25 protein-coding genes are annotated in these 24,746 nt (G+C 40.0%); 13 read left to right on the plus strand and 12 right to left on the minus strand.

Annotated features, from left to right (window positions below):
* The first annotated feature begins 268 nt into the window (after window positions 1–268).
* From IL355_RS03745 to IL355_RS03755, 3 genes are all read left to right on the plus strand, one after another.
* Window positions 269–571, plus strand: a complete 303-nt coding sequence (locus tag IL355_RS03745; RefSeq protein WP_192460842.1) for an RPC34 RNA polymerase subunit family protein — start codon at window positions 269–271, stop codon at window positions 569–571.
* Between the two features lie 470 nt (window positions 572–1,041).
* Complete coding sequence (locus IL355_RS03750; RefSeq protein ID WP_192460843.1) at window positions 1,042–1,347, plus strand: hypothetical protein; 306 nt, start codon at window positions 1,042–1,044, stop codon at window positions 1,345–1,347.
* A gap of 178 nt (window positions 1,348–1,525) precedes the next feature.
* Window positions 1,526–2,908, plus strand: coding sequence for a sigma-54-dependent transcriptional regulator (locus IL355_RS03755; RefSeq protein WP_192460844.1), 1,383 nt, complete (start codon window positions 1,526–1,528; stop codon window positions 2,906–2,908).
* On the opposite strand, the gene IL355_RS03760 is transcribed toward IL355_RS03755, so the two are convergent.
* Window positions 2,883–5,384 (minus strand): hybrid sensor histidine kinase/response regulator, encoded by a 2,502-nt coding sequence (locus tag IL355_RS03760; RefSeq protein ID WP_192460845.1) that lies wholly within the window; start codon window positions 5,382–5,384, stop codon window positions 2,883–2,885. The genes IL355_RS03755 and IL355_RS03760 overlap by 26 nt on opposite strands.
* Window positions 5,385–5,768: 384 nt before the next feature.
* On the opposite strand from IL355_RS03760, the gene IL355_RS03765 reads away from it, so the two are divergent.
* Together IL355_RS03765 and IL355_RS03770 are read left to right on the plus strand one after the other, a co-directional pair.
* A complete protein-coding gene (locus IL355_RS03765; RefSeq protein WP_192460846.1) occupies window positions 5,769–8,024 on the plus strand; it encodes a TonB-dependent receptor in 2,256 nt (751 codons plus the stop codon).
* A gap of 159 nt (window positions 8,025–8,183) precedes the next feature.
* The gene (locus IL355_RS03770) at window positions 8,184–9,170 is read left to right on the plus strand and encodes a Gfo/Idh/MocA family protein (protein WP_192460847.1); all 987 of its coding nucleotides are present in this window, start codon (window positions 8,184–8,186) and stop codon (window positions 9,168–9,170) included.
* Here the strand turns inward: IL355_RS03770 and IL355_RS03775 are convergent.
* Entirely contained in the window at window positions 9,167–9,577 is a 411-nt protein-coding gene (locus IL355_RS03775; protein ID WP_225621103.1) for a Rieske (2Fe-2S) protein, read from the minus strand. The genes IL355_RS03770 and IL355_RS03775 overlap by 4 nt on opposite strands.
* A 352-nt stretch (window positions 9,578–9,929) precedes the next feature.
* On the opposite strand from IL355_RS03775, the gene greA reads away from it, so the two are divergent.
* Window positions 9,930–10,406 (plus strand): transcription elongation factor GreA, encoded by a 477-nt coding sequence (gene greA, locus IL355_RS03780; protein WP_192460849.1) that lies wholly within the window; start codon window positions 9,930–9,932, stop codon window positions 10,404–10,406.
* A gap of 20 nt (window positions 10,407–10,426) precedes the next feature.
* Complete coding sequence (locus tag IL355_RS03785) at window positions 10,427–10,828, plus strand: HIT family protein (protein WP_192460850.1); 402 nt, start codon at window positions 10,427–10,429, stop codon at window positions 10,826–10,828.
* Here IL355_RS03785 and IL355_RS03790 read toward each other — a convergent pair.
* Both IL355_RS03790 and IL355_RS03795 read right to left on the minus strand, forming a co-directional pair.
* Window positions 10,821–11,174: a hypothetical protein gene (locus tag IL355_RS03790; protein WP_187456584.1), complete on the minus strand. Its 354-nt coding sequence runs from the start codon at window positions 11,172–11,174 to the stop codon at window positions 10,821–10,823. The two genes, IL355_RS03785 and IL355_RS03790, sit on opposite strands and share 8 nt — an antisense overlap.
* A 34-nt stretch (window positions 11,175–11,208) precedes the next feature.
* On the minus strand, window positions 11,209–12,360 hold the full coding sequence (locus IL355_RS03795) for a sensor histidine kinase (RefSeq protein WP_192460851.1): 1,152 nt from the start codon (window positions 12,358–12,360) through the stop codon (window positions 11,209–11,211).
* A 150-nt stretch (window positions 12,361–12,510) separates the two neighbouring features.
* On the opposite strand from IL355_RS03795, the gene IL355_RS03800 reads away from it, so the two are divergent.
* The 4 genes from IL355_RS03800 (at window position 12,511) to aat (ending at window position 15,463) form a co-directional block, all read left to right on the plus strand.
* Window positions 12,511–13,389 carry a flavin reductase family protein gene (locus tag IL355_RS03800; RefSeq protein ID WP_192461341.1) on the plus strand — a complete coding sequence of 293 codons (879 nt, stop codon included), beginning with the start codon at window positions 12,511–12,513 and terminating at the stop codon, window positions 13,387–13,389.
* The gene (locus IL355_RS03805; RefSeq protein ID WP_192460852.1) at window positions 13,367–14,173 is read left to right on the plus strand and encodes a hypothetical protein; all 807 of its coding nucleotides are present in this window, start codon (window positions 13,367–13,369) and stop codon (window positions 14,171–14,173) included. The genes IL355_RS03800 and IL355_RS03805 overlap by 23 nt, the downstream gene beginning before the upstream one ends.
* A 134-nt stretch (window positions 14,174–14,307) precedes the next feature.
* A complete protein-coding gene (locus tag IL355_RS03810; protein ID WP_187456581.1) occupies window positions 14,308–14,685 on the plus strand; it encodes a DUF3127 domain-containing protein in 378 nt (125 codons plus the stop codon).
* 124 nt (window positions 14,686–14,809) lie between these two features.
* Window positions 14,810–15,463, plus strand: a complete 654-nt coding sequence (gene aat / locus IL355_RS03815; protein ID WP_192460853.1) for a leucyl/phenylalanyl-tRNA--protein transferase — start codon at window positions 14,810–14,812, stop codon at window positions 15,461–15,463.
* On the opposite strand, the gene IL355_RS03820 is transcribed toward aat, so the two are convergent.
* Genes IL355_RS03820 through IL355_RS03830 form a run of 3 tightly spaced genes read right to left on the minus strand, consistent with a single transcriptional unit; the run spans window position 15,434 to window position 17,265 of the window.
* Window positions 15,434–16,117 (minus strand): DUF2490 domain-containing protein, encoded by a 684-nt coding sequence (locus IL355_RS03820; protein WP_192460854.1) that lies wholly within the window; start codon window positions 16,115–16,117, stop codon window positions 15,434–15,436. The two genes, aat and IL355_RS03820, sit on opposite strands and share 30 nt — an antisense overlap.
* Window positions 16,104–16,691: a hypothetical protein gene (locus tag IL355_RS03825; protein WP_225621104.1), complete on the minus strand. Its 588-nt coding sequence runs from the start codon at window positions 16,689–16,691 to the stop codon at window positions 16,104–16,106. The genes IL355_RS03820 and IL355_RS03825 overlap by 14 nt, the downstream gene beginning before the upstream one ends.
* 10 nt (window positions 16,692–16,701) lie before the next feature.
* Window positions 16,702–17,265 (minus strand): DNA-3-methyladenine glycosylase I, encoded by a 564-nt coding sequence (locus tag IL355_RS03830; protein WP_192460855.1) that lies wholly within the window; start codon window positions 17,263–17,265, stop codon window positions 16,702–16,704.
* A gap of 175 nt (window positions 17,266–17,440) precedes the next feature.
* Between IL355_RS03830 and IL355_RS03835 the strand changes: the two genes are divergently transcribed.
* Window positions 17,441–18,070, plus strand: a complete 630-nt coding sequence (locus IL355_RS03835) for a thioredoxin family protein (RefSeq protein WP_192460856.1) — start codon at window positions 17,441–17,443, stop codon at window positions 18,068–18,070.
* Here the strand turns inward: IL355_RS03835 and IL355_RS03840 are convergent.
* The 5 genes from IL355_RS03840 to IL355_RS03860 form a co-directional block, all read right to left on the minus strand.
* Complete coding sequence (locus IL355_RS03840; protein ID WP_192460857.1) at window positions 18,047–18,775, minus strand: hypothetical protein; 729 nt, start codon at window positions 18,773–18,775, stop codon at window positions 18,047–18,049. The two genes, IL355_RS03835 and IL355_RS03840, sit on opposite strands and share 24 nt — an antisense overlap.
* A 73-nt stretch (window positions 18,776–18,848) precedes the next feature.
* Window positions 18,849–19,562, minus strand: a complete 714-nt coding sequence (gene truB, locus IL355_RS03845) for a tRNA pseudouridine(55) synthase TruB (RefSeq protein ID WP_192460858.1) — start codon at window positions 19,560–19,562, stop codon at window positions 18,849–18,851.
* Window positions 19,563–19,601: 39 nt separating this feature from the next.
* On the minus strand, window positions 19,602–20,396 hold the full coding sequence (locus IL355_RS03850) for an undecaprenyl-diphosphate phosphatase (RefSeq protein ID WP_192460859.1): 795 nt from the start codon (window positions 20,394–20,396) through the stop codon (window positions 19,602–19,604).
* A gap of 3 nt (window positions 20,397–20,399) precedes the next feature.
* Window positions 20,400–20,666: a DUF3098 domain-containing protein gene (locus IL355_RS03855; RefSeq protein WP_187456572.1), complete on the minus strand. Its 267-nt coding sequence runs from the start codon at window positions 20,664–20,666 to the stop codon at window positions 20,400–20,402.
* A 73-nt stretch (window positions 20,667–20,739) separates the two neighbouring features.
* On the minus strand, window positions 20,740–21,618 hold the full coding sequence (locus tag IL355_RS03860; protein WP_192460860.1) for a cell division protein FtsX: 879 nt from the start codon (window positions 21,616–21,618) through the stop codon (window positions 20,740–20,742).
* Between the two features lie 81 nt (window positions 21,619–21,699).
* Between IL355_RS03860 and IL355_RS03865 the strand changes: the two genes are divergently transcribed.
* On the plus strand, window positions 21,700–24,699 hold the full coding sequence (locus IL355_RS03865; RefSeq protein ID WP_192460861.1) for a leucine--tRNA ligase: 3,000 nt from the start codon (window positions 21,700–21,702) through the stop codon (window positions 24,697–24,699).
* Window positions 24,700–24,746 lie beyond the last annotated feature (47 nt).

Here is a 24,746-nt window from a genome sequence, read left to right on the forward strand (position 1 = left end):
TTAATCAGTAAGAAAGACCCGGTCAATTTTTTGACCGGGTTTTTTCATTGTTACCCTCATCTACCTATTGTAATGATATGGGTGAAACAGTAAGTCGATTTCTCTTTGTACCCAATTACACAAATAATAGGGGGAATTACACACTTTTACACATCCTTAAAATCACTCTATGGATGTAAAACACAGTAAATCAATTAGTTGTAATTTTTAAACATTTTGGTATCATTATTTCAATATCCTAAACAGTAAAATATAAAACACTATAAACATGAAAAAGATATTTATTACCACCGTATTCGCACTAGGAAGTTTAACTGCTTTTGCTCAAGAGGAAGCAACTGCTGTTGAGGAGACGGCTACAGAAGCTGTAGCTCAGGATGATTTTTCTGAAGTTTCAGCTGAAGAATTGCCAGAAGCCGTAACTGCCGCTGTTTCTAAAAACTATCCTACGGCTTCTATTGATAAAGCATATGTGAACGAGTCTAAGCAGTACAAACTAGAGGTCTCTCTAGAAGACGGAACTGCCGGTACTTTGTACGCAGACGAAAATGGTAACTGGATTGAAATGTAATAACTTGAGTTATTTGTTTTGTATCAAGTTGGTTTGGTCGGGAAAGGGTTGCAATTAGCAGCCCTTTTCTATTCAGGTTCAAGCCAATATTATTTTAGCTGCTTTCAAAAATCCCCAATTCATTTCCCATGCTATTCATACCCCACATATTTTCTTCAATTTTATTTACCTACTATTGATTATTCTTTCCTTTCCCCTAATCCATAGTATATATTTTAAATAGTAAGTCTCAAAACTTACCGTGAAACCTAGCATTATCATTAATACCAGATTTTGCTAGGTTTTTTCTTTTTGTAAACTTTTTACTCGATCCTTACCCACTTTCACACTAATACACAGTTTTAGAATCAGACTAAATGTGTAAAAAACTAATAATCAGTTAGTTGTAATCATTGGGAATTTTGGTATCATATTTTCAATGTACTAAGTGAATTTGATTATTAAAATTATAAACCTTAAATCTATAACACATGAAAAAGTTATTTATCACAACCGTATTTGCCTTAGGAAGTTTAACTGCATTCGCTCAAGAAGAGCAAGCTGTCGATCAGCAAGAAACTGCAACTGAGGCGGTAGCTCAAGATAGTTTTTCTGAAATTTCTCTAGAAGAAGTTCCTGAAGCCGTAACTACAATGATTGAGTCAAATTATCCTGGTGCTACTATCAATAAGGCTCACAAAAACGAAGAGAATCATTACAAAATCGAAGTATCCTTAGAAGACGGTACTTCTGGTGCCCTTATCGTAGATGAAGAGGGTAATGCCATTGAGCAGTAAGAATAGTTAATAGTTTTTTGGGAAAACGTTCCCATTGAAAAAGGGGTTCGATATCAATCGAACCCCTTTTTTGCGTTTTTAAGTCATTGCAGTTCTATCTTTTGTGAGAATTTAAGACCGCAAAACAGCTATCTTATCATATTTTTACGTAGATAGCTATAGAACCTATATTTCCTTTATGCCAAACCTTCTTATCATCGAAGATGACGCAGCGTTTTGTCAGATGTTGCAAAAGTTTTTAACGAAACGTGGATACGAGGTGGAGACTAGTTTTAACGCTCCTGATGCCAAACAAAAAATTCAGGATAAAACTTTTGACCTCATACTTACCGATCTTCGTTTGCCAGATTACGACGGTATACAATTACTTACTGATATTAAATCCGTTAATCCTGCAACCCAAGTAATTTTAATGACTGGGTATGCAGAAGTTGGTTCTGCCGTAAATGCGATGAAAAAAGGGGCGTTTGATTATATCTCTAAACCCTTCACGCCTGATGAAATCGTGATGGTTTTGGACAATGCCTTAAAAGTGCAGGTGCCAGCTCCCAAGATCATAGAAGAAGAACCAGAAGAGATTCAAGTAACAACAAAGAAATCCTCTTCTCCGGTCTTGGAAATGCAGCATAAAGGTGCTAAAGTTGTAAAAGGAATCAGTGAAGCCTCAAAAAAATTAGACGACTATGTAAAATTGGTGGCGCCTACTGATATGTCTGTGCTTATTACTGGAGAAAGCGGTACGGGTAAAGAGGTAACTGCCAAAGCTATTCATGACAATAGTAAGCGTAAGGATTTTAACTTCATAGCTGTTGACTGCGGGGCCATTCCCAAAGAATTGGCCACCAGTGAATTTTTTGGTCATATTAAAGGAAGTTTTACCGGTGCCGTTGAAGATAAGGTAGGTAATTTTGAAGCTGCCAATAAAGGAACTTTGTTCTTGGATGAGGTGGGAAATCTTAGTTATGAAAACCAGATTCAGCTTTTAAGAGCGCTACAGGAACGAAAAATAAAAAGGGTAGGTAGTACCAAAGAAATTGATGTAGATGTACGAATCATCACCGCTACCAATGAAGATTTGACCGATGCTGTCGAAAAAGGTAATTTCAGGGAAGACCTTTATCACAGATTGAACGAATTTTCAATTGAAATACCTTCTTTAGAAGACCGTTTTGAAGATTTAATGCTGTTTGCAGAAAATTTTCTGGATAAGGCAAATGCCAGTTTAGACAAAAATGTGAAGGGTTTTTCCAAAGAAGTTTGGGAAGCCTTTCAACAATACCGCTGGCCCGGCAACTTGCGAGAATTGCAGAATGTTATAAAAAGAGCCGTTTTGTTGACCGCAGGCAACGAAGTAGAAGTCACCGCCCTGCCGAAGGAAGTATTACAGCCACAGGAAAAACCCATGCCTACAGAAGGTTTCTCTAAATCTGAATTTGAGAAGGAGCGTATTATCAAGGCCTTGAAAAAGACCAACTTTAATAAATCCAAAGCCGCAAAATTACTTCAGGTTACCAGAAAGACCCTTTATAACAAAATCAACCACTATAATTTGGACTTGTAGCCAACCGCTCTTCCAATTCCCTTAACAGTTGTTTCACCTGTTGCTTTAGGATATCGTAAGACTCGTCCATCTCGCCCCAATCCATCGTATCTGCTTTGGCTAATTCCAGTTTTTCCAAAACTGCAACGCTTTTGGCAACTTTCAATTGCCTAAACATTGGAAGCATACGATGCGCAACTTGATTCACTTGCGGATAATCACGATAGCTCACCGTTTGGTCCAAAAGGGCCATATTGGTTTTGGTGTCGCTAACAAAAGTGGTCAATACTTCAAAAATGGCATCTTCATTTCTTCCAAGAAAGGAATGAATAATGTCAAGATTATACAATGAGGGAGTTGTTTTTTTCTCTTCTGATACTATGGTTTTTGGGGTGTGGGTAACGGGTTCTTTAGTTTCTTCTTCGGCCACAATTCCCATAAGTTTTAAAGTAGCTACCAGTTCTCCCTTTGTAAAAGGTTTTTGCAGTACTTGGGCAAATCCAACTCCCATATATGCCTCTGGACCAAGGTCTCTACGCCCTGTCATCGCAATTATGGGCTGGTTCTTATAATGTTTGTACTTACCTGATTGTAGCTTTTTAAGTACTTCAAAACCGGTAACCTGAGGCATCTGAATATCGGTAAGCACCAGATCGTATGCCAAATGCGAATCTTCTTCAATAGATAAAAAGTTGGTGTAGGTATGAACGGTAATGCCCATACTTTCTGCTAACTCCCTAAGCATATGCAGTAAGGCAGTGTCATCATCAATAATGAGCATTCGTAATTTTGGGGCCATATAAGGCATGTTCTTATCAGCCTCCTTTACCTTGTTGGTAAGCGTTAAGGGAAGTTGTAAAGTAAAGGTGCTTCCTTTGCCCACTTCGCTTTCTAATAGCAGGGTTCCTTTTAACAGTTCTGCCAATTTTTTGGAGATTGTCAGTCCTAAACCATAGCCGCCAAATTTCTTTTCAGTATCCTTTTCCGCTTGGGTAAACTCTTTGAATATTAGATGTTGCTTGCTTTTGGCAATTCCAATTCCAGTGTCTGAAACTGATATATTCGCGCTTAATTCCTTGCCTTTGGCCCTATCTACTTTCGCCTCTACTTTAATATGGCCCTCTTCTGTAAATTTAAAGGCATTTCCTAGAAGATTGGTCAGTATCTGCCGTATTCTAAAAGGATCGCCCAATACGGTTTTTTCAAGCGCTGGGTCAATATTTAAGACTAACCTCAAGCCTTTATTTTTATGAAGCGCCTGTAGGTTTTCAGCAGTTTCTTGAATAAGATTGGCAGGTACAAAGGGTACTTTTTCTATGTTTAATTTTCCGGCTTCCAACTTGGAGAAGTCCAAAAGGTCGTTCACGAGGTTACCTACGTATTCCGATGCTGATTTTACATTCTTTACATAACCTTGCTGTTTGGCCGAAAGCTCCGTACTTTCCAATAGCTCAGAATAGCCTCCAATAGTGTTAAGGGGAGTCCTAAGATCATGGCTAACCGTAGAAATTAGCTGCTCCCTACTTCTTAGTAAGGATTCGGAGTATTTCTTTTCTCGTTCCAATTTGGCCCGGTAGGTTTGTACTTTCCAGTAATCCCTAGTTATGAGGAAGGAGAAAATGGCTACTATAAAAAAGCCCAGTAAGGCAGCAAAACCGGCTATTCGAGTGGTTTTTCGAAGGGTTTGTCTTTTTTTAAGGTTGTTGTTATAACTACTGGTTATTACTTCTTGCTCAAAGGCGTTGATGATATTCTGTAGTTGTTGCGATAATTCGAGGTCATTTCTGCCCATTTCCATTTCTTTCTGTGCCAATGATCGCTGCGATCTCGAGTCGGCCAATTTCGCCTTTCGGATCATGTCTTTTGAAACGTTCAGAATGGAATCTACATACGCTGAATTTTCAGCAGGATTCCCGTTTTTTGGTGTATTGCTACTGATAAGTGCCGCATATTCACGGAGCGATTGCTGAACTTGGGGCGAGTATTTATCAAAATCGGTAAAAAGATTCTCGGCAGAAAACTTGCCGAACGACTCTTCTATTTTCTCAAACTCTTTTAGGGCCTTGTCAAGAGAATTATTATTGATACTTTTTACCTTTAATTTTCGCAATTCAGTGCTATTGGCAACCTTTTGTCTCAATAAAGTTTGAAGACTATCGAGAAGTCCTTTTGGTTCATCACCAGAGATATAATTTTTTAAAGTATCGATCTGTAGTTGAATGGAGTCTATTTTTTGGGTGTAAGCCTTAAAAGAAAGCTGATTGTTATTTTGTAGCGCAAGCTTTGATAAACTTTCGGCCTTGTATAGGTTGGTGACCAAGGCACTGGTACGAAGCAGTTTCTCATCATTGGTATCTTTGGTTTCGGTAGAAATGTAATTCTGAATTTCGGTGTAAATAAAATAACCAACACCAGCTGTCAGTAAGGCGAGTACCAAATAGCTTGTGACTATCTTAAGGGTAAATTTGTTCTTCGATCTTCCAGTTTCCGTTCCCATAGTATTCAAATACGCTTACTAAAAATACGTATAGAACGCCCTTAGGGTTTATAACAAAGCGTTAATTATTGAACTCAGAAGCAGGTTATGAAATTTTAAAAGTTTTGTTATGATATTAATCCATGCCAATCTATATTTGCGGCATCTCAAAGGGGTGCTTTTTCCCGCAAGTGATTTGCAAGTCTAGTTGGTCAAAATCGGACTTGAAGGTCTTAGAAGGAAAGGGCTGAGATTATACCCAAGGAACCTGGGCGGGTAATGCTGCCAAGGGAGGTGAAAGGTTCACCATTTGGAATTTCCATAAGTTTCCATGCAGGAAACTTAAAATCATGTGTAATTTTTAGAATAATGGCCCCTTTTATTCGAAACTAAATTTTAGTTCGAATGAAAATACTTTTTACCATTTTCAATTCTAAGCAATCGGTCCCAAGCGGCCATCCTGCCAAAATTTTAATTTGTAGGAGAGGTAGATTCAAGGGCTCATTCATTTTATTTTTCGCTTTGGGTCAATTTGCCTTCCTTTCAGCTCAGCAGCAACCTACCGATTCTCTTGAGGGTACCAAAGTGGTACTTGACGAGGTCTTGGTACAGGCCGTTAGGGTAACCAAAGAATCGCCGGTTACTTTTACCAATCTCAAGAAAGAGGAAATTGCCCCACGTAATCTAGGGCAAGATATTCCCGTTCTAATGAATTTTTTGCCTGCGGTGGTGACAACCTCCGATGCCGGTGCGGGTGTGGGGTATACCGGAATTAGGGTACGTGGTAGTGATGCTACCCGTGTGAATGTAACCATCAACGGAATTCCGTACAACGATGCGGAGTCTCACGGTACGTTTTGGGTAAATATGCCCGATTTTGCATCGTCTACCGAAAGTCTGCAATTGCAACGTGGGGTGGGTACTTCTACTAATGGGGCAGGTGCTTTTGGCGCTAGTTTGAATTTGTTGACGGATGCATTCTCAGAAGAGGCATACGGTCAAATTTCTTCTTCCATAGGAAGTTTTAATACCCTCAGGAACAATATTAAGTTCAGTACAGGCCTTTTGAACGACCACGTGGAAATTTCAGGTAGACTGTCTCGAATTACTTCCGATGGGTATATTGACAGGGCTTCCTCAGAGTTGGAGTCTTATTACCTACAAGCGGCCTATAAAGATGAAAACACCCTTTTAAAGGCCATTATTTTTGGGGGAAATGAGATTACCTATCAATCGTGGAACGGAATTGATTTGGCCACCATTGAATCCCGAGGTAGAACCTATAACTCCGCAGGTGCCTATACCGATGAAAACGGAAGAGAGCAGTTCTATGACAAGGAGGAAGATAATTACCGCCAAGACCATGCACAATTGTTGTGGAACCAAAAACTTTCGGAAAACTGGAGCACCAATGTGGCATTTCACTTCACGAATGGCCGCGGATACTTTGAGCAATTTAGGGAAGATGATGACTTTTCAACTTACGGATTGGAAACTTTTGTTGTTGACGGGGAATTACAGAATACGACCGATTTGATTAGAAGAAGATGGTTGGATAATGAATTTTACGGTACCGTTTTTTCAGCTAACTACAACAAAAATAAATGGGATGTTATCCTTGGCGGAGGTTGGAATTCCTATCAAGGAGCGCATTTTGGTGAGATTATCTGGGCGCGGTTTGCTTCCCAAAGTGATATAAGAGACCGGTATTACGACAACGATTCAAACAAAAGTGATTTTAATCTGTATGCCAAGGCCAACTATGCGGTAAACAGTCAGTGGAGTTTGTTTGGAGATTTGCAATACCGAAGAGTAGGCTATTCAGCCAATGGCGAAGACACCGGTTTGGTAGATGATACTTTTCGTTTTTTCAACCCAAAAGCAGGTGTGGTTTTTGATCTGAACCGCAACAATAATTTTTATTTCAGTTATGCCTTTGCCAACCGTGAACCCAACCGAAATGATTATGAAAGCGGCAATCCCAAACCTGAACGTTTAAATGATTTTGAACTGGGATGGCGTTATATTTCACCAAAAATTCAATTGAATGCCAACGGGTACTACATGAGGTACAAAGATCAATTGGTGCTTACCGGTGAATTGAACGATGTGGGTGCTCCCCTTCGTGCCAATGTAGGCGATAGCTATCGCGCCGGTATTGAGCTGGATGCTAATTTTATGCTGGGTGATAAATTTCGTTTAAGTCCAAATGTGGCTTTAAGTACCAACAAGAATGTTGATTTTGTGTTTCAAAGAGATGGGGAACTGGAAGATTTGGGCAATACCAACATCGCTTATTCTCCCAATGTGATTGCTGCCAACCGTTTTGCCTATATGCCTACAGACAATTTTCAAGTGTCTTTTTTGACCAAATTTGTGGGCAAGCAATATATGGGAAATATTGATTCCGAAAATTCTACTCTAGATTCCTATACGCAATCAGATTTGAATGTGCAGTACACCATAGATTTTAATAAGATACTCAAGAGTATCACTTTTTCAGGTTTGGTCAACAATATTTTTGATGCGGATATCATTTCTAACGGGTATTTCTATACCTATGATGATGATTCAACCGGTTCCGTAATCACCTATGATGGGGCAGGTTATTATCCGCAGGCAGGTATCAACTTCTTATTAGGGGCCACAGTACGCTTCTAGTTAGTTGACATTTTAATAGGGTGAAACCACTGGCCAAAAGGTTGGTGGTTTTTTTGTTGATGGCTAAATAAAACTTAAGTTATAAGCTTATGCCCTGAATCTCAATAATTAATTTCCTATTTTCAAGAACTCAAAAAAATCAACTAAAACACTTTTAAAATGGCATATACGGATACAAATACCATTCGCTGGGGAATTATTGGCTGCGGAGACGTAACCGAAGTAAAAAGCGGACCTCCCTATCAAATGACCGAAGGTTTTGAATTGGTGGCCGTGATGCGCCGCAATGCCGAAAAAGCAGCTGATTATGCCCATAGACACAATGTGCCCAAGCACTACTCCAATGCCGAAGAGTTGATTGCGGATAATGACGTTGATGCCGTTTATATTGCGACCCCGCCAGATAGCCATAAGGAATATGCCTTAAAGGTGGCCGCAGCGGGCAAACCTTGCTGCATTGAAAAACCTTTGGCACCATCATATGAAGACAGTAAAGTGATTCTTGAAACATTTCAGAAAAAGGAGTTGCCCCTCTTTGTGGCCTACTATCGTAGAACCTTACCAAGGTTTTTGAAAGTGAAGGAATGGCTGGATGACGGAAAAATTGGAGAGGTAAGGCACATCAACTGGATGCTCAGTAAAACGCCAAGTGAAGTGGATAAAAGCGGAAAACACAATTGGAGAACGGATGCTTCCGTAGCACCTGGAGGTTATTTTGATGATTTGGCCAGTCATGGCTTGGATTTGTTTGCCTATTTGTTCGGCAATTTTAAAGAAGTTTACGGCATTTCCCTTAATCAACAAGATTTGTATACGGCCAAGGATGCGATGAGCGGTACTTGGTTGCATGAAAACGGAATAACAGGTACGGGAGCCTGGAACTTTGGTTGTGACCGCCGAGAAGATTTGGTGGAAGTATATGGTAGCAAAGGAAAAATCAGCTTTGCCGTTTTTGAAGATCAAGAGGTGGTTCTAGTGAATGAGTCAGGAACTACGAAAGAGTTTATAGAACACCCTAAGCACGTACAGCAATTTCATGTAGAAGCGCTCAAAAATGATTTGTTTCATAAGCAAATGCACCCATCTACTGGAGAAACGGCAACGTATACCAGTTGGGTGATGGATAAAATCTTGGGCAATCTTTAATTAGTGATCACCACCACATTGCCACTAATGGTCGCTTGGTATTCCAATAAATTATAGTACCGGTTACCATCATCGGGCGTGTCTTTCTGTTGACCGGTAAAAAGATAATATTCATATCCGTCACAAGGGCAGGTAACGATTTGGCCGTCAAGTTCCATAGTAGAACAGTCGTTGGGTACATGGTTGGGACAACTTGCTTCAAAAGCCCGGTATTGATCAAAGTTGGATTTGATAACAAAAATGCCCTTGATACCAACTCCGGGAGTATCTATAAAAACGGCGTTGCCCAGATTGGTCAAGGGGCTGTATAGCGGTAGGTTCAAATTCATATCAAACCTAAAACCAATTTCTTGTAAATACGGGTTACGTGCCCCACGATCATTATCGCAGGAGAGTAAGCAAACCATAAGCAAAACACTAAAAAATCGCAACATATTGTAAGGTCAAAAACCGTTTTATACCGCAAATTTGACTAAAAATTGTTTATATTTGCGTTAAATCCTCTCTAAAAAAGCCGTCTAATTTCGGTCTAAGTAGAGGATTTTTCTTATTTATTACTTTTATGGGTCCTGCCATTAGTGCGGCCATGAAATCGAAGATTACTTTCACGGGCACTTAATAAACCGCTATCGATCAAGGCCTTGAATAAAACCAAGGACATGATGTGGGCCAAGAGTGCGTTTGACCGTGATTAGTTTTGCCTAATTTTCATGGAACTGATACTATTGGTGTTTGCCCTATGTATAAAACGAACATATTATGAGTAAAGTATCTTACTATACACCGGAAGGATTAAAGAAATTAAGAGAGGAACTTAATCAATTAAAGGATGTGGAACGTCCAAAGGCGTCCCAAGCCATTGCTGAGGCAAGGGATAAGGGAGACCTTTCGGAAAATGCCGAATATGATGCGGCCAAAGAGGCGCAAGGTCTTTTGGAGATGAAAATTTCCAAAATGGAAGAGACCTTGGCCAATGCCCGTTTAATTGATGAATCCCAACTGGATACTTCCAAGGTTTTAGTGCTCTCTACAGTAAAGTTAAAGAACCAGACCAACGGTATGGAAATGAAATATACCTTGGTAGCCGAAAGTGAGGCCGATTTAAAATCTGGAAAGATTTCGGTCAATTCACCCATTGGTAAAGGACTTTTAGGTAAAAGTGTAGGGGATGTAGCCGAAATTACAGTTCCCAACGGTACTCTTAAATTTGATATTCTGGAAATTACCAGAAGTTAATCGCCTTAAAATTTTAATAGATGGCATCCATATTCACAAAAATTATCAACGGAGAGATACCTTGCTATAAAATTGCCGAAGATGATCAGTTCTTCGCTTTTTTGGATATCAACCCCAATGCCAAAGGACATACACTTTGCGTACCCAAAAAGGAGGTAGACCGTATTTTGGACTTGGATGAAGAAACATACATGGGCCTAATGGCCTTTTCCAGAAAAGTTGGATTGGCCATTGAGTCCGCTATTGATTGTAAGCGCGTTGGGATGTCCGTAATTGGGATAGAGGTTCCGCATGTGCATGTGCATCTTATTCCACTCAACGGAATGGAGGATGCTACCTTTCAAAAAAAGGAGACATTGAGCAATGAAGCTTTTGAAGCTACGGCCGCGGCCATTAAAGCAAAATTGCAAAGCTCTATATAAGGTTTTGCTGAAACAGAAAGTAAATGCCGGCGGCTACAATAGCTATACCACCGAATAAAAGAATCCAAAATAAGGATGTAAAGGAACGGGAAGCAGGTTGAGGCTGTGCCATTTTCTGATAATAATCGAACGTTCGTTCAATATCCTCCGTCCAACTGACCGGATAAATAGTGCTATTGCACTTGTTGCAAATAAGTTGGTGCGAAATTTCATCACTTACCCTATAAGCAAATTTGCTCGCGTAATGTTTTTGATAGAAAGAAAGTTTGAGGTCTTGGTTAAAGCATTCCGGACAATTATTGGTAAGGTCTGCTTCTTTAATGACCATTAATTTTTCCTTAGACATACATACTGTTTTTAAGTGCCGAAAAATTTCGGACTTAAGTTTCGATTCGTTTTAGGGAAATCTGCATAATCGTACCCGCTTTGCTAGAGGTAAGCACTCTAATTTTTCCCTTGTGGTACTCCTCCACGATTCGTTTTACCAAAGAAAGGCCCAGGCCCCATCCTCTTTTTTTGGAGGTAACCCCAGGATTGAAAATGGACTGGAAATCGCTTTTTGGAATACCATGCCCTGTATCGGACACCTGTATATGTACGTTCTTACCGTCCGAAAGGATTTTTATTCCAATTTCTCCTTTTCCTTTCATGGCATCAATGCCATTTTTGACCAAGTTTTCAATGGTCCAATGATAGAGGCTTTTGTTTAAAAGCACGGGCAAGTGCGCTATTTGGGTTTCAAATGAAAATTTGATAAGATCAGAACTACGAAGCTTTAAATATTCATAGGCCTCCTTGGTCTGCTCTACAATATCCTGTGCATCCAATTTGGGTAAAGATCCAATTTTGGAAAAACGTTCGGTAATGGTTTCCAATCTTGAAATATCCTTTTGGATTTCTTGGGTAATCTCAGGATTGATTTTTTCGGCCTTTAAAAGTTCGTTCCAACCCAATAAAGAAGAAAGGGGAGTGCCAATTTGGTGTGCTGTCTCCTTCGCCATACCCGCCCATAATTTATTCTGTTCAGAAGCTTTGTTTGTCTTGAAAAAGAAAAAAATAACGGCACCAAAAAGAAAAATAATGAGTAACAGGGCAATGGGGTAAAACTTGAGTTTGTTCAAAACTTCTGAGTTTCCATAATACAATGTGGCCAAATGCTCACCTTGTTGATCAATGGATATGGGAACATTCTCGTTTTGGAATTTTTTTATTCGTTGTTGAATATATGCCGTATCATGTACCCGTTCTGGCGGCATGTTGTTGGTTTTGATGGACCCGTCCTTATTAACCAATATCATTGGGGTAGAAGTATTGTTTTGAAAAACCTTGAGGTGTAGGTTACCCAAATCCATATCTTCTGAAGAAGCTTGAAATTCTGATTGGGCCGTTGCCCATATCTCCATTTTTAGACGCTCTTCTTCTTTAAATTTTTTAAAAAAACTGTTGGTATTCCATAAAATAAGACTTACGATAACAAAAGATGCTATCAATAAAAAGATATTGGAGGTCTTATTTTTAGGGTTAAAATTCATTAAGAAATAATCTATGCCAACCCAGAATTTACATCGTGCGTTGTGTTCTCACCAAATATAACGTAAACAAGCGCAAATTGGTATAATTACAGCTTTTGAGCCTCAGTCTCCCTATTAGAAATTTGTATCTTTAGGACTATGGCAAAAGAAATGATTTCAATACTTCCGGGGAGTGTTTCAACGGGGGAATTGCACGGATATCTTTTAGGGGCTGTGGGGCCTAGGCCAATTGCATTCGCGAGTACGGTAGATGAAAAAGGCCGGCCTAATTTATCACCTTTCAGTTTTTTTAATGTCTTTGGAAGCAATCCGCCCATACTCATTTTTTCACCGGCACGTAGGGTTAGGGACAATACTACCAAGCACACCTTACAAAACGTGCTACTGACCAAGGAAGTGGTCATCAATATGGTCAATTTTGATATGGTGCAACAGATGTCACTTTCCAGTACGGAATATCCTAAAGGCACCAACGAGTTTGAGAAAAGCGGACTCACCATGGTTAAGTCGGATGTAGTGCAGCCTTTTAGAGTGGGAGAATCGCCTGTACAATTTGAATGTAAGGTTACAAAAGTAGAAGCTCTGGGAAGGGATGGAGGTGCTGGTAACCTCATTTTTTCCGAGGTAGTCAAAATACATATAGATCCCGCAATTATGGATGCTAACGGAGCAATTGATCAGCGTAAAATAGACCAAGTGGCACGAATGGGAGGCAATTGGTACACTAGGGCGAATAAGGGAATGTTTGCAGTGCCAAAGCCCCTATCAAGTATTGGAATGGGTGTGGATGCCCTGCCCAGTGCCATCAGGAACAGTACAGTGCTTACCGGAAATGATTTGGGTCTTCTGGGGAATATAGAAGAAAAACCATCTTCTAATGAGGTGGATGAATTTTTAAAGGAAAATTCTGGTTACAAGGGGTTGGATACCGAACAATTGCATCAACAGGCCCAAAAGTTATTGGCAAAGGGTGATGTGGCCACCGCCTGGAAAATTCTAATGATCAATGAAACGAATACAGTTATTTGAGTTCGAGGATTTTTCATGGTTCCCCACTTCCGTACGAACTGGTATGACCAATTTAATTGAGGTACTGCACCGTATGATGGGTATTTCCAAGGTATTGTCCAATCACTTGGCAGGAATTCTTAAGGAAAATAATCTTAAACAAATTGTTGATTTAGGCTCGGGCTCCGGTGGGTGTATGCCAGATATCCTTGAGCAGTTGCATCAAACTGATGGGTTGCAACATGTTCAATTGTTGATTACGGATCTGTATCCCAATAAAAAAATCATCGAAAAATTTGCTGCGGACGGGAATCCTAAAACTTCCTACCATCACAGTTCAGTAAATGCTACCGATTTGTCTCAAGTGCCTGCCGGTCTCAAAACCATGGTGAATAGTTTTCATCATATGCCTCCTAAAGCAGCAAGACAGATTTTGAAAACTGCAAAGGATAATAACGAACCCATTTTAATCTATGAAATGGCAGAAAACAACATGCCGTTATTACTTTGGTGGCTTCTTTTGCCCATTTCATTGGTCCTGCTTGTAGTGATGGTTTTTTTCATGACGCCATTCGTAAAGAACTTAACTTTAAAACAAGTTTTGTTGACGTACCTCATTCCTGTAATTCCAATTTGTTATGCTTGGGATGGACAGGCTTCGTTACCTAGAATGTACGCCATGAAAGACATGGATGTACTTTTAAATGGGCTTCACTCAGATACGTATAGTTGGAGCAAAGGGCCGGCGTTAAGGGCAAACGGCAAACCATTGGGTACATATCTTTTGGGAATGCCCAAGGCTTGAAATTTTGCATTTTAACTAGGAGATGTTTTTGGGATACGATCATTAATAACTTCTTTTCTTTTTCTTAGGTGGATCATTACAATAACCCTACTTTTAAAAATTAAATAGTTTCAGTTAACATATAATTCGTAGTCATGGAAGTACAGGGAAAAATTAAGAAAATCGGCGAGGTTCAAACCTTTGGAAACAATGGTTTTAGAAAGCGAGAAGTGGTAGTAACGACGGAGGAGCAATACCCACAGCATTTAATGATAGAATTTGTTCAGGATAAAACAGATTTACTGAACAATTACAATATTGGACAAGATGTAAAGGTAAGTATCAACCTTAGGGGTAGGGAGTGGACCAACCCTCAAGGCGAGGTAAAATACTTTAACTCCATTCAGGGATGGAGAATAGAAAACTTACAACAAGAGCCTAGTGGCGGACAAATGCCTCCGGTTCCACCGGCAGATGCTTTTGCCCCCGTAGATGATCTAAATGAGGAAGATCATGATGATTTGCCTTTCTAGATTAGTATTTTAAAAATATTGACCCGTGTTCAACTTATGTTCACGGGTTTTTTTATGCGTAATCGTTTCTATGCGTAAGTTTTTCTTAGTTCAATTTATATACTTTTGAAACAAATAGCTTTAGATGTATATTGTTTCTGAAAAGCTTGAATTCCCACCCATTGAAAATGCAAATGAGGAGGGATTATTGGCTGTTGGCGGTGACCTTTCTCCAGAGCGTTTATTGTTGGCCTATAGAAGTGGAATCTTTCCTTGGTTCAATGATGATGCTATTATAATGTGGTGGTCTCCAGACCCAAGAATGATTCTAAGACCAAGGGAAGTGAAGATTTCAAAAAGCATGCGAAAGATTCTCAAGTCCGATAACTTCCAGTTAACTAAAAACAAAAGCTTTCAAGAGGTAATAAGAAACTGTTCTCAAGTTGCAAGAAAAGACCAAGATGGCACTTGGATTACCCAAAAAATGCAAAACGCTTATAGGGAGCTACACCTAATGGAGAAGGCCGTTTCATATGAGGTTTGGCAAGATACTACTTTGGTCGGCGGACTCTACGGTATAGATTTGGGCCACGTATTTTGCGGGGAAAGTATGTTCTCTACGGTGAGTAATGCTTCTAAATTCGCTTTTATAAAAATGGCCCAAGAATTGGAAAGCAAAAATTATCTCATGGTAGATTGCCAGATGTATACCGATCACTTGGCCAGTTTGGGTGCAAAGGAAGTGCCACGCGAGACGTTTTTGGAACTTCTAAAGAGAGAAAACAAGACTGGCCAATAAAAGCATGACATAGGCGGGTTCCTGCCCGTAATTTTCAATACGGTATTCCAGCCCTGTCTGTAATTTGGTTACGGGGTTTACCAGCCATCCAATTTGGGAGGTGAGCCTTTGATCAAATTCTGGTTTTTGTGACTTGGCTGCGCTGAGCAGAGCTTCCGTTGAAATCAAAAAATAAGCTTCGCCCACGTCTAACTTTTCACCGCTTAAAGGCGTATCTAAAGCAAATCTATATCGAAATCTATGCGTAGTAACAGACGGACTTATTCTTTGCTCTACCCTAAAACGGTTTCCCAACCTTAAACTCCCATTTCTATTGGTAATGTTATATTGTTCCGTAAGTCGCAATTCGTTTTCCTTGTCATTTTCAAAATGTTCCCGCCATCTATATTTTACCCCCAAAGCGATACTCTGGTCAAAGCCGATATTTAGCTTTGAGAAATGGGAAATTTCCAGTTGCCTCACCTTGAGTTGAAGTTCCTCATCATAGAGGTAACTTCTGTTAGCAAACTCAAAGTTATGGGAGTAGTTGGTAGCCACATCATAATTGATGGCCACATTGGGCTCTGTATAAAAAACAAAATTTTCCTGCCCCCGTAAACTTGTTGCCCAAACAATCGTAATGAAAATGAGCGTAAAAAGTCTAGTAAAGAACATGGTCATAATTAGGAGGAAGCGACTTTCTTATTTTTTCAAAACCGCCATTGGCATTAAAAAGTATTTCAAATTGTTCATAGCCAGAATCACCTTTACCAGAGACAATAAGTTCGTATTTAATGGTAGGAAGCATCAAATTTTGAAATGCATTTCTTAAGGTAGTTTCAATAGGGTCTGCGCCAACAGGGTATTGCTGTTGCATTCTCCTAATCCTATACCTTTTAAATTTCTTTTCCAGGTACTTGGTCATTAGGGAATAAGAATCATTGGGGATATCTATTGACTTTATGAGAATCTCAACATCTTCCAGAACTCCATCCTCATCAAACTCAACGCTGTAATGTAAGCGGTCTTTTTTAAATTTTGCCTCATAGCTAACCTTGGTGCTATCTGTTTCTTTGTAAAACCGTACACGTTTTGCATTTTCCAACTTAGTGGAAATAAGTTCAAGCGCCTTCTCCGGAAATTGCGATTTTTTTATGCGGTACTCACGCTCATATTTATTTTGGGCCGTACCAAATTGAACGAAAAATAGCAGGCAAAGACTTAATAGGGTGAAAAATGGTTTCTTCATAAATTTTTGACTAAACTTCATTATATCTAAAGCAATCTGTTTCGTGATCGTTTACCATTCCGGTAGCTTGCATAAAAGCATAGACAATGGTACTGCCCACAAATTTAAAACCTCTCTTTTTTAAATCTTTACTTATTTGGTCTGAAATTTCAGTGGTTGCAGGAGCATCTTTATAAAACTTTACGTTATTTTTAATCGGTTGGTGGTTTACAAAGTTCCAAATGTAATGGCTAAAACTTCCAAACTCTTCTTGAACTTTCAAGAATGCTTGAGCATTACCGACAGTGGCATTAATTTTTAGTTTGTTTCTAATGATGCCGGCATTCTGTCTCAAAGCTTCCTTCTTCGCCTCATCATAGGTGGCGATTTTTCGGTAATCGAAATGATCAAAGGCCTCTTTAAAATTTCCGCGCTTTTTTAATATGGTAATCCAGCTGAGTCCAGCCTGAAAAGATTCCAATAACAAAAATTCAAACAAAGTTTCGTCATCTTTCACGGGTACGCCCCATTCTTGGTCATGGTAGGCTTCATAAAGCTCATCGCCTAAGCACCATCCACATCGGTGTTTGCTCATATTTGAAATATTATAAGATAAAGATAAAAGATTTATGAAGCAATTAAAGAAGTTCAGAGCTAGGGAAAACCATAAAATGTTTGCTTTGACTTTCGCTTAAATAGTATATAACATTTTTTGTAAGTTTTTGGGCGCAACTACAACTAAAGTAACCCAATTTTAGAGTAAATTATTTATGTCCGTTTCCACTATTAAAGAAAAAACTGTTCGAGAATTAATCGATAATGCCCTTTCGCAGGCCATTTCATATGGCGATTATAGGGCCATGGTGAACCAATTAGCATTGGAGGGGAAAGCTACAGGTCCCAATCAAACCGAGGCTCTGGCCAATTATACGATGCTTAACGACAGACGTATGAAGCGCTTTGATAAAACCGTAAAGGTTTCTGATGCGCAAATCGAAACGATTAAGAAATTAGATAGAAAAATTACTTTTTTGGTGCTTACCGAAAGTTGGTGTGGCGATGCTTCCCCATCGTTGCCGGTGATGAACAAAATTACCGAGCATACTGAAAAGATAGACTTTAAGGTCGTTTTAAGAGATGAACACGAAGCATTGATGAATAGATTTCTGACCAATGGGGCCATGTCCATTCCTAAATTGATTATTCTTGATTCAGAGACAAAAGAAGTTTTAGGCGATTGGGGCCCACGGCCGCAACCTGCAGCTCAAATGGTTTTGGATCACAAAGCGCAATACGGTAAAATAATGCCAGAGTTAAAAGAAGAATTACAACAATGGTATAACAAAGATAAGGGGCAGACCATTTTAAATGAGCTCTTAGCGAGCCTTCCCTTGAAATAAATAAGTAATAGTGCCTTTTTGATTGGCTTTTGATGAAGAGCTAAACTTTGCTTTATAGGCGTAGGCGATAGCATTTTCTACCAAGCAGCCATTTGAAGTACCTGAACTTTTTGCGTTAAAATCGGCATCAATTACATTTCCTGCAGAGTTTACCTCAATATTGATAACAACTTTTCCGCCCTCAATACAGGTGTATATAGGAGGTGGCAATCTATATCCGTTACGCTCTACTAAAGAAAATGAAACCGAAGTACGCCTTTTGGCCAAATTATTGGTGAACTCTTGTTTCTGGGCCTCTTTTTCGCCTAGCATTTGTTTGGCTTCCTCCCGTTTTTTACGTAATTCTTTTACCCTTTCCGCATACTCCGAATCTGAAATTTCATCACTGTTTTCACCTTCTTCGGCAGTACTTCTTTCCTCTAAAATCTCTTGCAAGGTTTTTAAAGGTTCAGGATTACCGTAACTAGGTTTTGCAGTTTCGTTATAGGCCATATGGCTTTTTACCAATTCGGACTCTTCCATTTCTTCCTCAACTTCCTCCTCTTCTTCAAGTTCCTCCAAAATCTCATCTTCCAAAAGCATCTCTACCACATATTCATCCTCTTCTTCTGTTCCCCCCAAATGAATGTTGTAAAGGCACAACACCACGATTCCCATGGAGAAAAAGGTGATTAGAAAAGATAATTGTTTGCGATTGAGATTCATAGTATGGATATAACCATATTTTATTTAAAATATTTTATAGTGTCGACGAACGGGAACTTTTAGGTAAACAATGTTACATTTCATCAGGTTCACCCAATAAATTTTTGGCAAAAGTATTGGGGTCTAGGGCATTATTTACGTTGAATTCGCCTATTTTGGTTCTTCTTAGAGCCGTTAAATGTGCACCGGACGCTAACTTAAGCCCCAAATCATGTGCCAAACTTCTAATGTAAGTACCTTTGCTACATTGTACCCTAAATTCAACATGGGGCATTTGTATGTTGGTTATTTCAAAAGCGGCAATGTGCACGGTTCTAGATTTTATTTCTACCTCTTTGCCGGCCCTGGCGTATTCATATAAACGTTTGCCGTCCTTTTTTAAAGCCGAGAAAACAGGTGGTTTTTGTTCAATATCGCCCACAAAACTACGTACCGTATCATAAATCATTTGCTCCGTAATATGTTCTGTAGAAAATGTTTGATCCACTTCTGTTTCAAGATCATAAGAAGGGGTGGTGCCGCCCAGAGTAATGGTGCCGGTATATTCTTTTTCTTGCCCTTGTAACTCGGGTATTTTTTTGGTGAATTTACCGCAGCAGATAATCAATAGTCCTGTAGCCAGTGGGTCTAAAGTGCCCGCATGCCCAATTTTTATCTTTTTTAACTGAAATTTCTTTCTAATGGCCCATTTCAATTTGTTGACCGCCTGAAATGATGACCACGTCAGGGGTTTATCAATAAGCAAAATCTGACCGGAAAGAAAATCTTCTTTGGTTAGGGTATTCATTACCTGAATAAATTTTGTTTAGGGTTGGGGATGAATCGCTTAGCCCCAGATACCGTATGCCACGGCAATCAAGCCTACAATTAGGCAGTAGATGGCAAAATACGATAGTTTACTCTTTTTTACCAATTGGATCATCCAAGTACAAGCGATTAGTCCGGCAACAAAGGCAGCAATAAAACCTGCGCCCATGGCCATTCCATTATTACCGTTAAAAGCAAGGTCGCCACTTAAAAGGTCTTTGGCAATTTTACCGAATATCAGTGGGACCACCATTAAAAAGGAAAACCGGGCCGCCTTGGTCTTGTCTACCCCCAATAAAACGGAAGTAGATATGGTAGCACCACTTCTGGAGATTCCGGGAAGCATGGCTATAGCTTGAGAAACGCCAATGATAAAGGCATTGGTAAAACTTACCTTTTTATCGGTATCCTTGGCCTTGTCCGCCAAATAAAGCAGAACAGCAGTAATAATCAGCATAAAGCCTACAAAGCGAATATTTCCGCCAAAAAAGGTTTCCAGTTGTTCTTCGAAGAACAGACCTACAAACACTGCGGGAATCATCGAAATAATGATTTTTAAAGAAAACTGGGTTTCCTCGTTCCACTTAAAGCTTAACAAACCAGAAATAATTTCCCAAACATCCTTTCTAAAAACCACTAGGGTACTTAGGGCGGTGGCAAAGTGTAAAATGACGGTAAACAACAAACTTTCTTCGGGAACGGAGTTGTCTCCTAAAATGGCCTTTCCCAATTCTAAATGTCCGCTTGATGATACAGGTAAAAATTCGGTCAATCCTTGAATGATACCGAGAATGATGGCGTCTAAAGTATCCAAAGTTTATTTCTTCTTGTGCGGATTCAACAATATGGCGTAGATTTCAATGCCTAGGCCAATCAATACTAGAGTGGGTGCCAACCGTATTCTTCTAAAGCTATAAATGGCTTCATTAAAAACGTTTGGGTCATCGCTACCACCGCCGCTCATTAAAATGAACCCCAATGTTATAAAGGCCAGGCCAATAAACATAAAGGTGTAGTTTTTCTTTTGGAAGATAAATTCTCGCTTGGGCGGTTGATTGGTAGGTTTTTGCTGTTTTTTTCCCATGCTGCAAATTTAGCGAAAAAGTAATTGCTTGAAATTTTTTATGAACTTCTTGACAGTGATTATGAAAGAGCTTCTAATAATAGAGGTCGTCCGTACGTAGGTTCAAGAAACGTTGGGTTGCAAAAAAGGTACATATCAAGGAAATAAGCATACCTATTAGGAATAGTGCACCAAAAAGGATACCCAAGGTTTTTAGGTCTTCAATTAGCGCGAGCTCTGGAAAATTCTGGTCCAAATAATACAGCAACCCCGCCAAAACCGCAGTTGCCAATAAAGCCCCAAGCATGCCGAGTTTTACGTTGGTCCATATAAAAGGCCTTCGGATAAACATTTTGGTAGCCCCAACCATTTGCATGGTTTTTATGATAAAACGTTTGGAGTAAATGGAAAGCCTAATGGAGCTATTGATCAACAAAAAGGCAATGAAGGTAAAAATACCACTGGCAATTAAAATCCAAAGGCTAATTTTTTTCACGTTTTCAGTGAGTAATCCCACCAAAGGTTTGTCATAACTCACTTCGGAAACATAACTTTTTTCCGAAAGGTTTTTGGCAATCTGTTCAATTTGTTCGGGAGTCACAAAATCGGCCTTCAACTGCACGTCAATGGAATTTTTTAATGGGTTGTACCCTAAAAAATCCTGAAAATCCTCACCAATCTCTTCACTGTGCTGTTCGGCGGCCTCTTCTTTTGAGACATAAATGGCGGCCTTGGTGTGTTCTGCTTGTAAGAGGTTCTTTTGCAACTGATCAACTTCAGATTCTTTGGCTTCGTCCTTTAAAAAAACCGAAATGGTAATCTGCTCCTTAAAGTGATCGGCCATTTTTTTGGTGTTAAGCACCAAAAGCCCCAAAATACCTAGTAAAAACAGTACAAGACCAATACTTAACGCCACCGAAAAGTAAGACGAAATAAGCTTCTGTTTTTGATACTGTTCAAATGATTTTCCCATATGCTCCTCTACGGCCGTAAATTTAGGAAAGTAAATTGAATAAACTTATTTTTGCCGCACACAGAAAATTAAAGAACACCCATGCAGTACGATTTTAATAACATAGAGAAAAAATGGCAAGAATATTGGGCCAAAAACCAAACGTTCAAGGCCAAGAACGATTCTGAAAAGGAGAAATTCTATGTGTTGGATATGTTTCCTTATCCTTCTGGTGCAGGACTGCATGTGGGTCACCCATTAGGCTATATCGCCAGTGATATCTATGCGCGTTACAAGCGCCATAAGGGTTTTAACGTGTTGCACCCTATGGGCTATGATTCGTTCGGACTTCCTGCGGAGCAATACGCCATTCAAACGGGGCAGCACCCGGCAGATACCACTCGTGTGAATATAGAAGGAGGAGTGGATAAGGAAGGGAAGAAAATTGAAGGCTACCGAAAGCAGTTAGATCGCATGGGCTTCTCTTTTGATTGGAGCCGAGAGGTGCGTACCTCGAACCCTAATTATTATAAATGGACGCAGTGGATTTTCATTCAGCTATTCAATTCTTGGTACAATACCGATGCCGATAAGGCCGAGGATATTGCCGATTTGATCACTGCTTTTGAAAAGAACGGAAACGCCAATATCAAAGCTGTTTGTGATGAGGATACCCCTTCGTTTACCGCCGAGGATTGGAAAGCCTTTTCCGAAAAGGAAAAACAAGAGGTTTTACTAAATTATCGCTTGACCTATTTGGCGGAAAGTGAAGTGAACTGGTGTCCCGCCTTAGGAACCGTTTTGGCGAACGATGAAATCGTAAACGGCGTATCGGAGCGTGGCGGCCACCCAGTGGTGCGTAAAAAAATGACACAATGGAGCATGCGCATTACGGCCTATGCGCAGCGTTTGTTAGACGGACTGCAAAAAGTAGATTGGCCACAGCCTTTAAAAGATTCACAGACTAACTGGATCGGGCGCAGTGTTGGGGCCGCCGTTGACTTTAACTTAAAAGATTTTGAGGATACTATATCCGTGTTCACTACGCGACCCGATACCATTTTCGGGGTGAGCTTTATGACCCTTGCACCTGAGCATGAATTGGTGGGGAAAATCACCACTCCGGAGCAAAAAGAAGCTGTGGAGGCTTACATAGAAGCCACTGCCAAGAGAAGCGAACGCGAGCGAATGGCAGATGTAAAGACCATTTCTGGGGTGTTTACCGGGGCCTATGCGGAGCATCCTTTTACGAAAGAACCGATTCCGGTTTGGATTGGGGACTATGTTTTGGCGGGTTACGGAACCGGTGCCGTGATGGCGGTGCCTTGTGGCGACCAACGTGATTATGATTTTGCCAAGCATTTTAATATTGACATTCCCAATATATTTGAGGGGGTTGATATTTCTGAGGAAGCTTTTGCCGATAAAGAGAATACGGTTATTGCCAATTCTGATTTCCTAAACGGATTACCCTATAAAGAGGCAACCAAAAAAGTGATTGCGGAATTGGAGAAATTAGGCCAGGGAGAAGGAAAGGTCAACTACCGCCTTCGTGATGCCGTTTTTAGCCGTCAGCGTTACTGGGGAGAGCCTTTTCCAGTGTATTATGATGCCGATGGCTTGCCACACATGATTGAAGAGGAACATTTGCCCATTACCTTACCAGAGGTAGATAAATACCTGCCAACGGAAACGGGCGAACCACCTTTAGGTAACGCTACCGAGTGGGCTTGGGATACGGTTGCCAAAAAAGTAGTTGAAAATAGCAAGATTGACAATAAAACAGTCTTCGCCTTGGATTTGAATACCATGCCCGGTTGGGCAGGGAGCTCGCAGTACTTTAACAGGTATATGGATCCAAAGAATGAGCAAGAGATCTTCTCCCAAGAGGCCATTAATTACTGGCAAGATGTGGACTTGTACATTGGGGGTAGCGAGCACGCTACCGGCCATTTGTTGTACAGCCGTTTTTGGCAGAAGTTTATGTTCGATAAGGGCTTGGTACCCAAAGATGAGTTTGCTAAAAAACTCATCAACCAAGGGATGATTACGGGGACCAGTGCTTTTGTTTATAGGTGGAGTCAGAATTATTTAGAAAAAGTAATTTTTCTCTCCCATGGTTTTATTTCAAAAGTGGTAGACGCTAGGGGATTTGTGAATGACTATTCTAAGCCATTAGAAAATCTAATTAGTTCATTGACTTCAAAACCTGGCGGTAGAGTTATCTCAGAGGCTAATTGGAAAAATTTTATGCCATTACATGCAGATGTGTCTTTGGTTAACTCTTCAGATGAGTTGGATGTAGAAGGCTTTAAAAATTGGAGACCAGAATTCAAGGATGCCATTTTTATTGGGGATAATGGTGAGATTATCGAAGGTGATAACGATAAATACATCGTAGGCCGCGAAGTAGAAAAAATGTCCAAGTCCAAATACAACGTGGTCAACCCAGATGCGATTTGTGAAGAGTTTGGGGCAGACAGCCTTCGTTTGTATGAAATGTTCTTGGGCCCGTTGGAGCAATCCAAACCTTGGAACACCGCCGGTATTACCGGTGTACACAGCTTCTTGAAAAAATTGTGGCGTTTGTACCATGGTGGTGCCGATGGGGCTTTTGAGGTAAGCGATGAAGAGCCAAACAAAGACTCTTGGAAAACCCTTCATAAGACCATTAAAAAAGTAGAGGAAGATATTGAGAACTTTAGTTTCAATACTTCGGTTTCTACCTTTATGATAGCCGTAAATGAGCTATCATCTCAGAAATGTGCGAGTCGTAAAATTCTAGAACCCTTGATTATTCTGGTATCGCCCTATGCCCCGCATATTGCTGAGGAGCTTTGGGAAAAACTGGGACATGACGAATCCATTTCTGAGGCGCCTTTTCCAAAATTTGAGGAGAAATATTTAGTAGAAAGCAGCAAGGAGTATCCAATTTCCTTTAACGGGAAAATGCGCTTTAAGTTGGAACTTCCGTTAGACCTGTCCAAAGATGAAATCGAGTCCACCGTAATGGCCCACGAAAAGACCCAGCAGCAGTTGCAGGGTAGAACGCCCAAAAAAGTGATTGTTGTTCCCGGTAAAATTGTGAACATCGTCGGATAAGGATTATTCCCTAGGATTGTACATCCTGAAAAAATCAATTGAATAAT

It is taken from the genome of Euzebyella saccharophila, assembly GCF_014855495.1.
In the GTDB taxonomy this organism is placed as follows: Bacteria; Bacteroidota; Bacteroidia; order Flavobacteriales; family Flavobacteriaceae; genus Euzebyella; species Euzebyella saccharophila.

Bases quoted from the DNA above. Each gene is read 5' to 3' on its own strand.
- IL355_RS03750 (WP_192460843.1), top strand. From the start codon at position 1,042: ATGAAAAAGTTATTTATCACAACCGTATTTGCCTTAGGAAGTTTAACT.
- IL355_RS03790 (WP_187456584.1), bottom strand. From the start codon at position 11,174: ATGTCTAAGGAAAAATTAATGGTCATTAAAGAAGCAGACCTTACCAAT.
- IL355_RS03755 (WP_192460844.1), top strand. From the start codon at position 1,526: ATGCCAAACCTTCTTATCATCGAAGATGACGCAGCGTTTTGTCAGATG.
- IL355_RS03760 (WP_192460845.1), bottom strand. From the start codon at position 5,384: ATGGGAACGGAAACTGGAAGATCGAAGAACAAATTTACCCTTAAGATA.
- aat (WP_192460853.1), top strand. From the start codon at position 14,810: ATGTATATTGTTTCTGAAAAGCTTGAATTCCCACCCATTGAAAATGCA.
- IL355_RS03865 (WP_192460861.1), top strand. From the start codon at position 21,700: ATGCAGTACGATTTTAATAACATAGAGAAAAAATGGCAAGAATATTGG.
- IL355_RS03860 (WP_192460860.1), bottom strand. From the start codon at position 21,618: ATGGGAAAATCATTTGAACAGTATCAAAAACAGAAGCTTATTTCGTCT.
- IL355_RS03855 (WP_187456572.1), bottom strand. From the start codon at position 20,666: ATGGGAAAAAAACAGCAAAAACCTACCAATCAACCGCCCAAGCGAGAA.
- IL355_RS03785 (WP_192460850.1), top strand. From the start codon at position 10,427: ATGGCATCCATATTCACAAAAATTATCAACGGAGAGATACCTTGCTAT.
- IL355_RS03830 (WP_192460855.1), bottom strand. From the start codon at position 17,265: ATGAGCAAACACCGATGTGGATGGTGCTTAGGCGATGAGCTTTATGAA.
- IL355_RS03800 (WP_192461341.1), top strand. From the start codon at position 12,511: ATGATTTCAATACTTCCGGGGAGTGTTTCAACGGGGGAATTGCACGGA.
- IL355_RS03835 (WP_192460856.1), top strand. From the start codon at position 17,441: ATGTCCGTTTCCACTATTAAAGAAAAAACTGTTCGAGAATTAATCGAT.
- IL355_RS03805 (WP_192460852.1), top strand. From the start codon at position 13,367: ATGAAACGAATACAGTTATTTGAGTTCGAGGATTTTTCATGGTTCCCC.
- IL355_RS03745 (WP_192460842.1), top strand. From the start codon at position 269: ATGAAAAAGATATTTATTACCACCGTATTCGCACTAGGAAGTTTAACT.
- IL355_RS03770 (WP_192460847.1), top strand. From the start codon at position 8,184: ATGGCATATACGGATACAAATACCATTCGCTGGGGAATTATTGGCTGC.
- greA (WP_192460849.1), top strand. From the start codon at position 9,930: ATGAGTAAAGTATCTTACTATACACCGGAAGGATTAAAGAAATTAAGA.
- IL355_RS03810 (WP_187456581.1), top strand. From the start codon at position 14,308: ATGGAAGTACAGGGAAAAATTAAGAAAATCGGCGAGGTTCAAACCTTT.
- IL355_RS03775 (WP_225621103.1), bottom strand. From the start codon at position 9,577: ATGGTTTGCTTACTCTCCTGCGATAATGATCGTGGGGCACGTAACCCG.
- IL355_RS03765 (WP_192460846.1), top strand. From the start codon at position 5,769: ATGAAAATACTTTTTACCATTTTCAATTCTAAGCAATCGGTCCCAAGC.
- IL355_RS03795 (WP_192460851.1), bottom strand. From the start codon at position 12,360: ATGAATTTTAACCCTAAAAATAAGACCTCCAATATCTTTTTATTGATA.
- truB (WP_192460858.1), bottom strand. From the start codon at position 19,562: ATGAATACCCTAACCAAAGAAGATTTTCTTTCCGGTCAGATTTTGCTT.
- IL355_RS03820 (WP_192460854.1), bottom strand. From the start codon at position 16,117: ATGTTCTTTACTAGACTTTTTACGCTCATTTTCATTACGATTGTTTGG.
- IL355_RS03825 (WP_225621104.1), bottom strand. From the start codon at position 16,691: ATGAAGAAACCATTTTTCACCCTATTAAGTCTTTGCCTGCTATTTTTC.
- IL355_RS03840 (WP_192460857.1), bottom strand. From the start codon at position 18,775: ATGAATCTCAATCGCAAACAATTATCTTTTCTAATCACCTTTTTCTCC.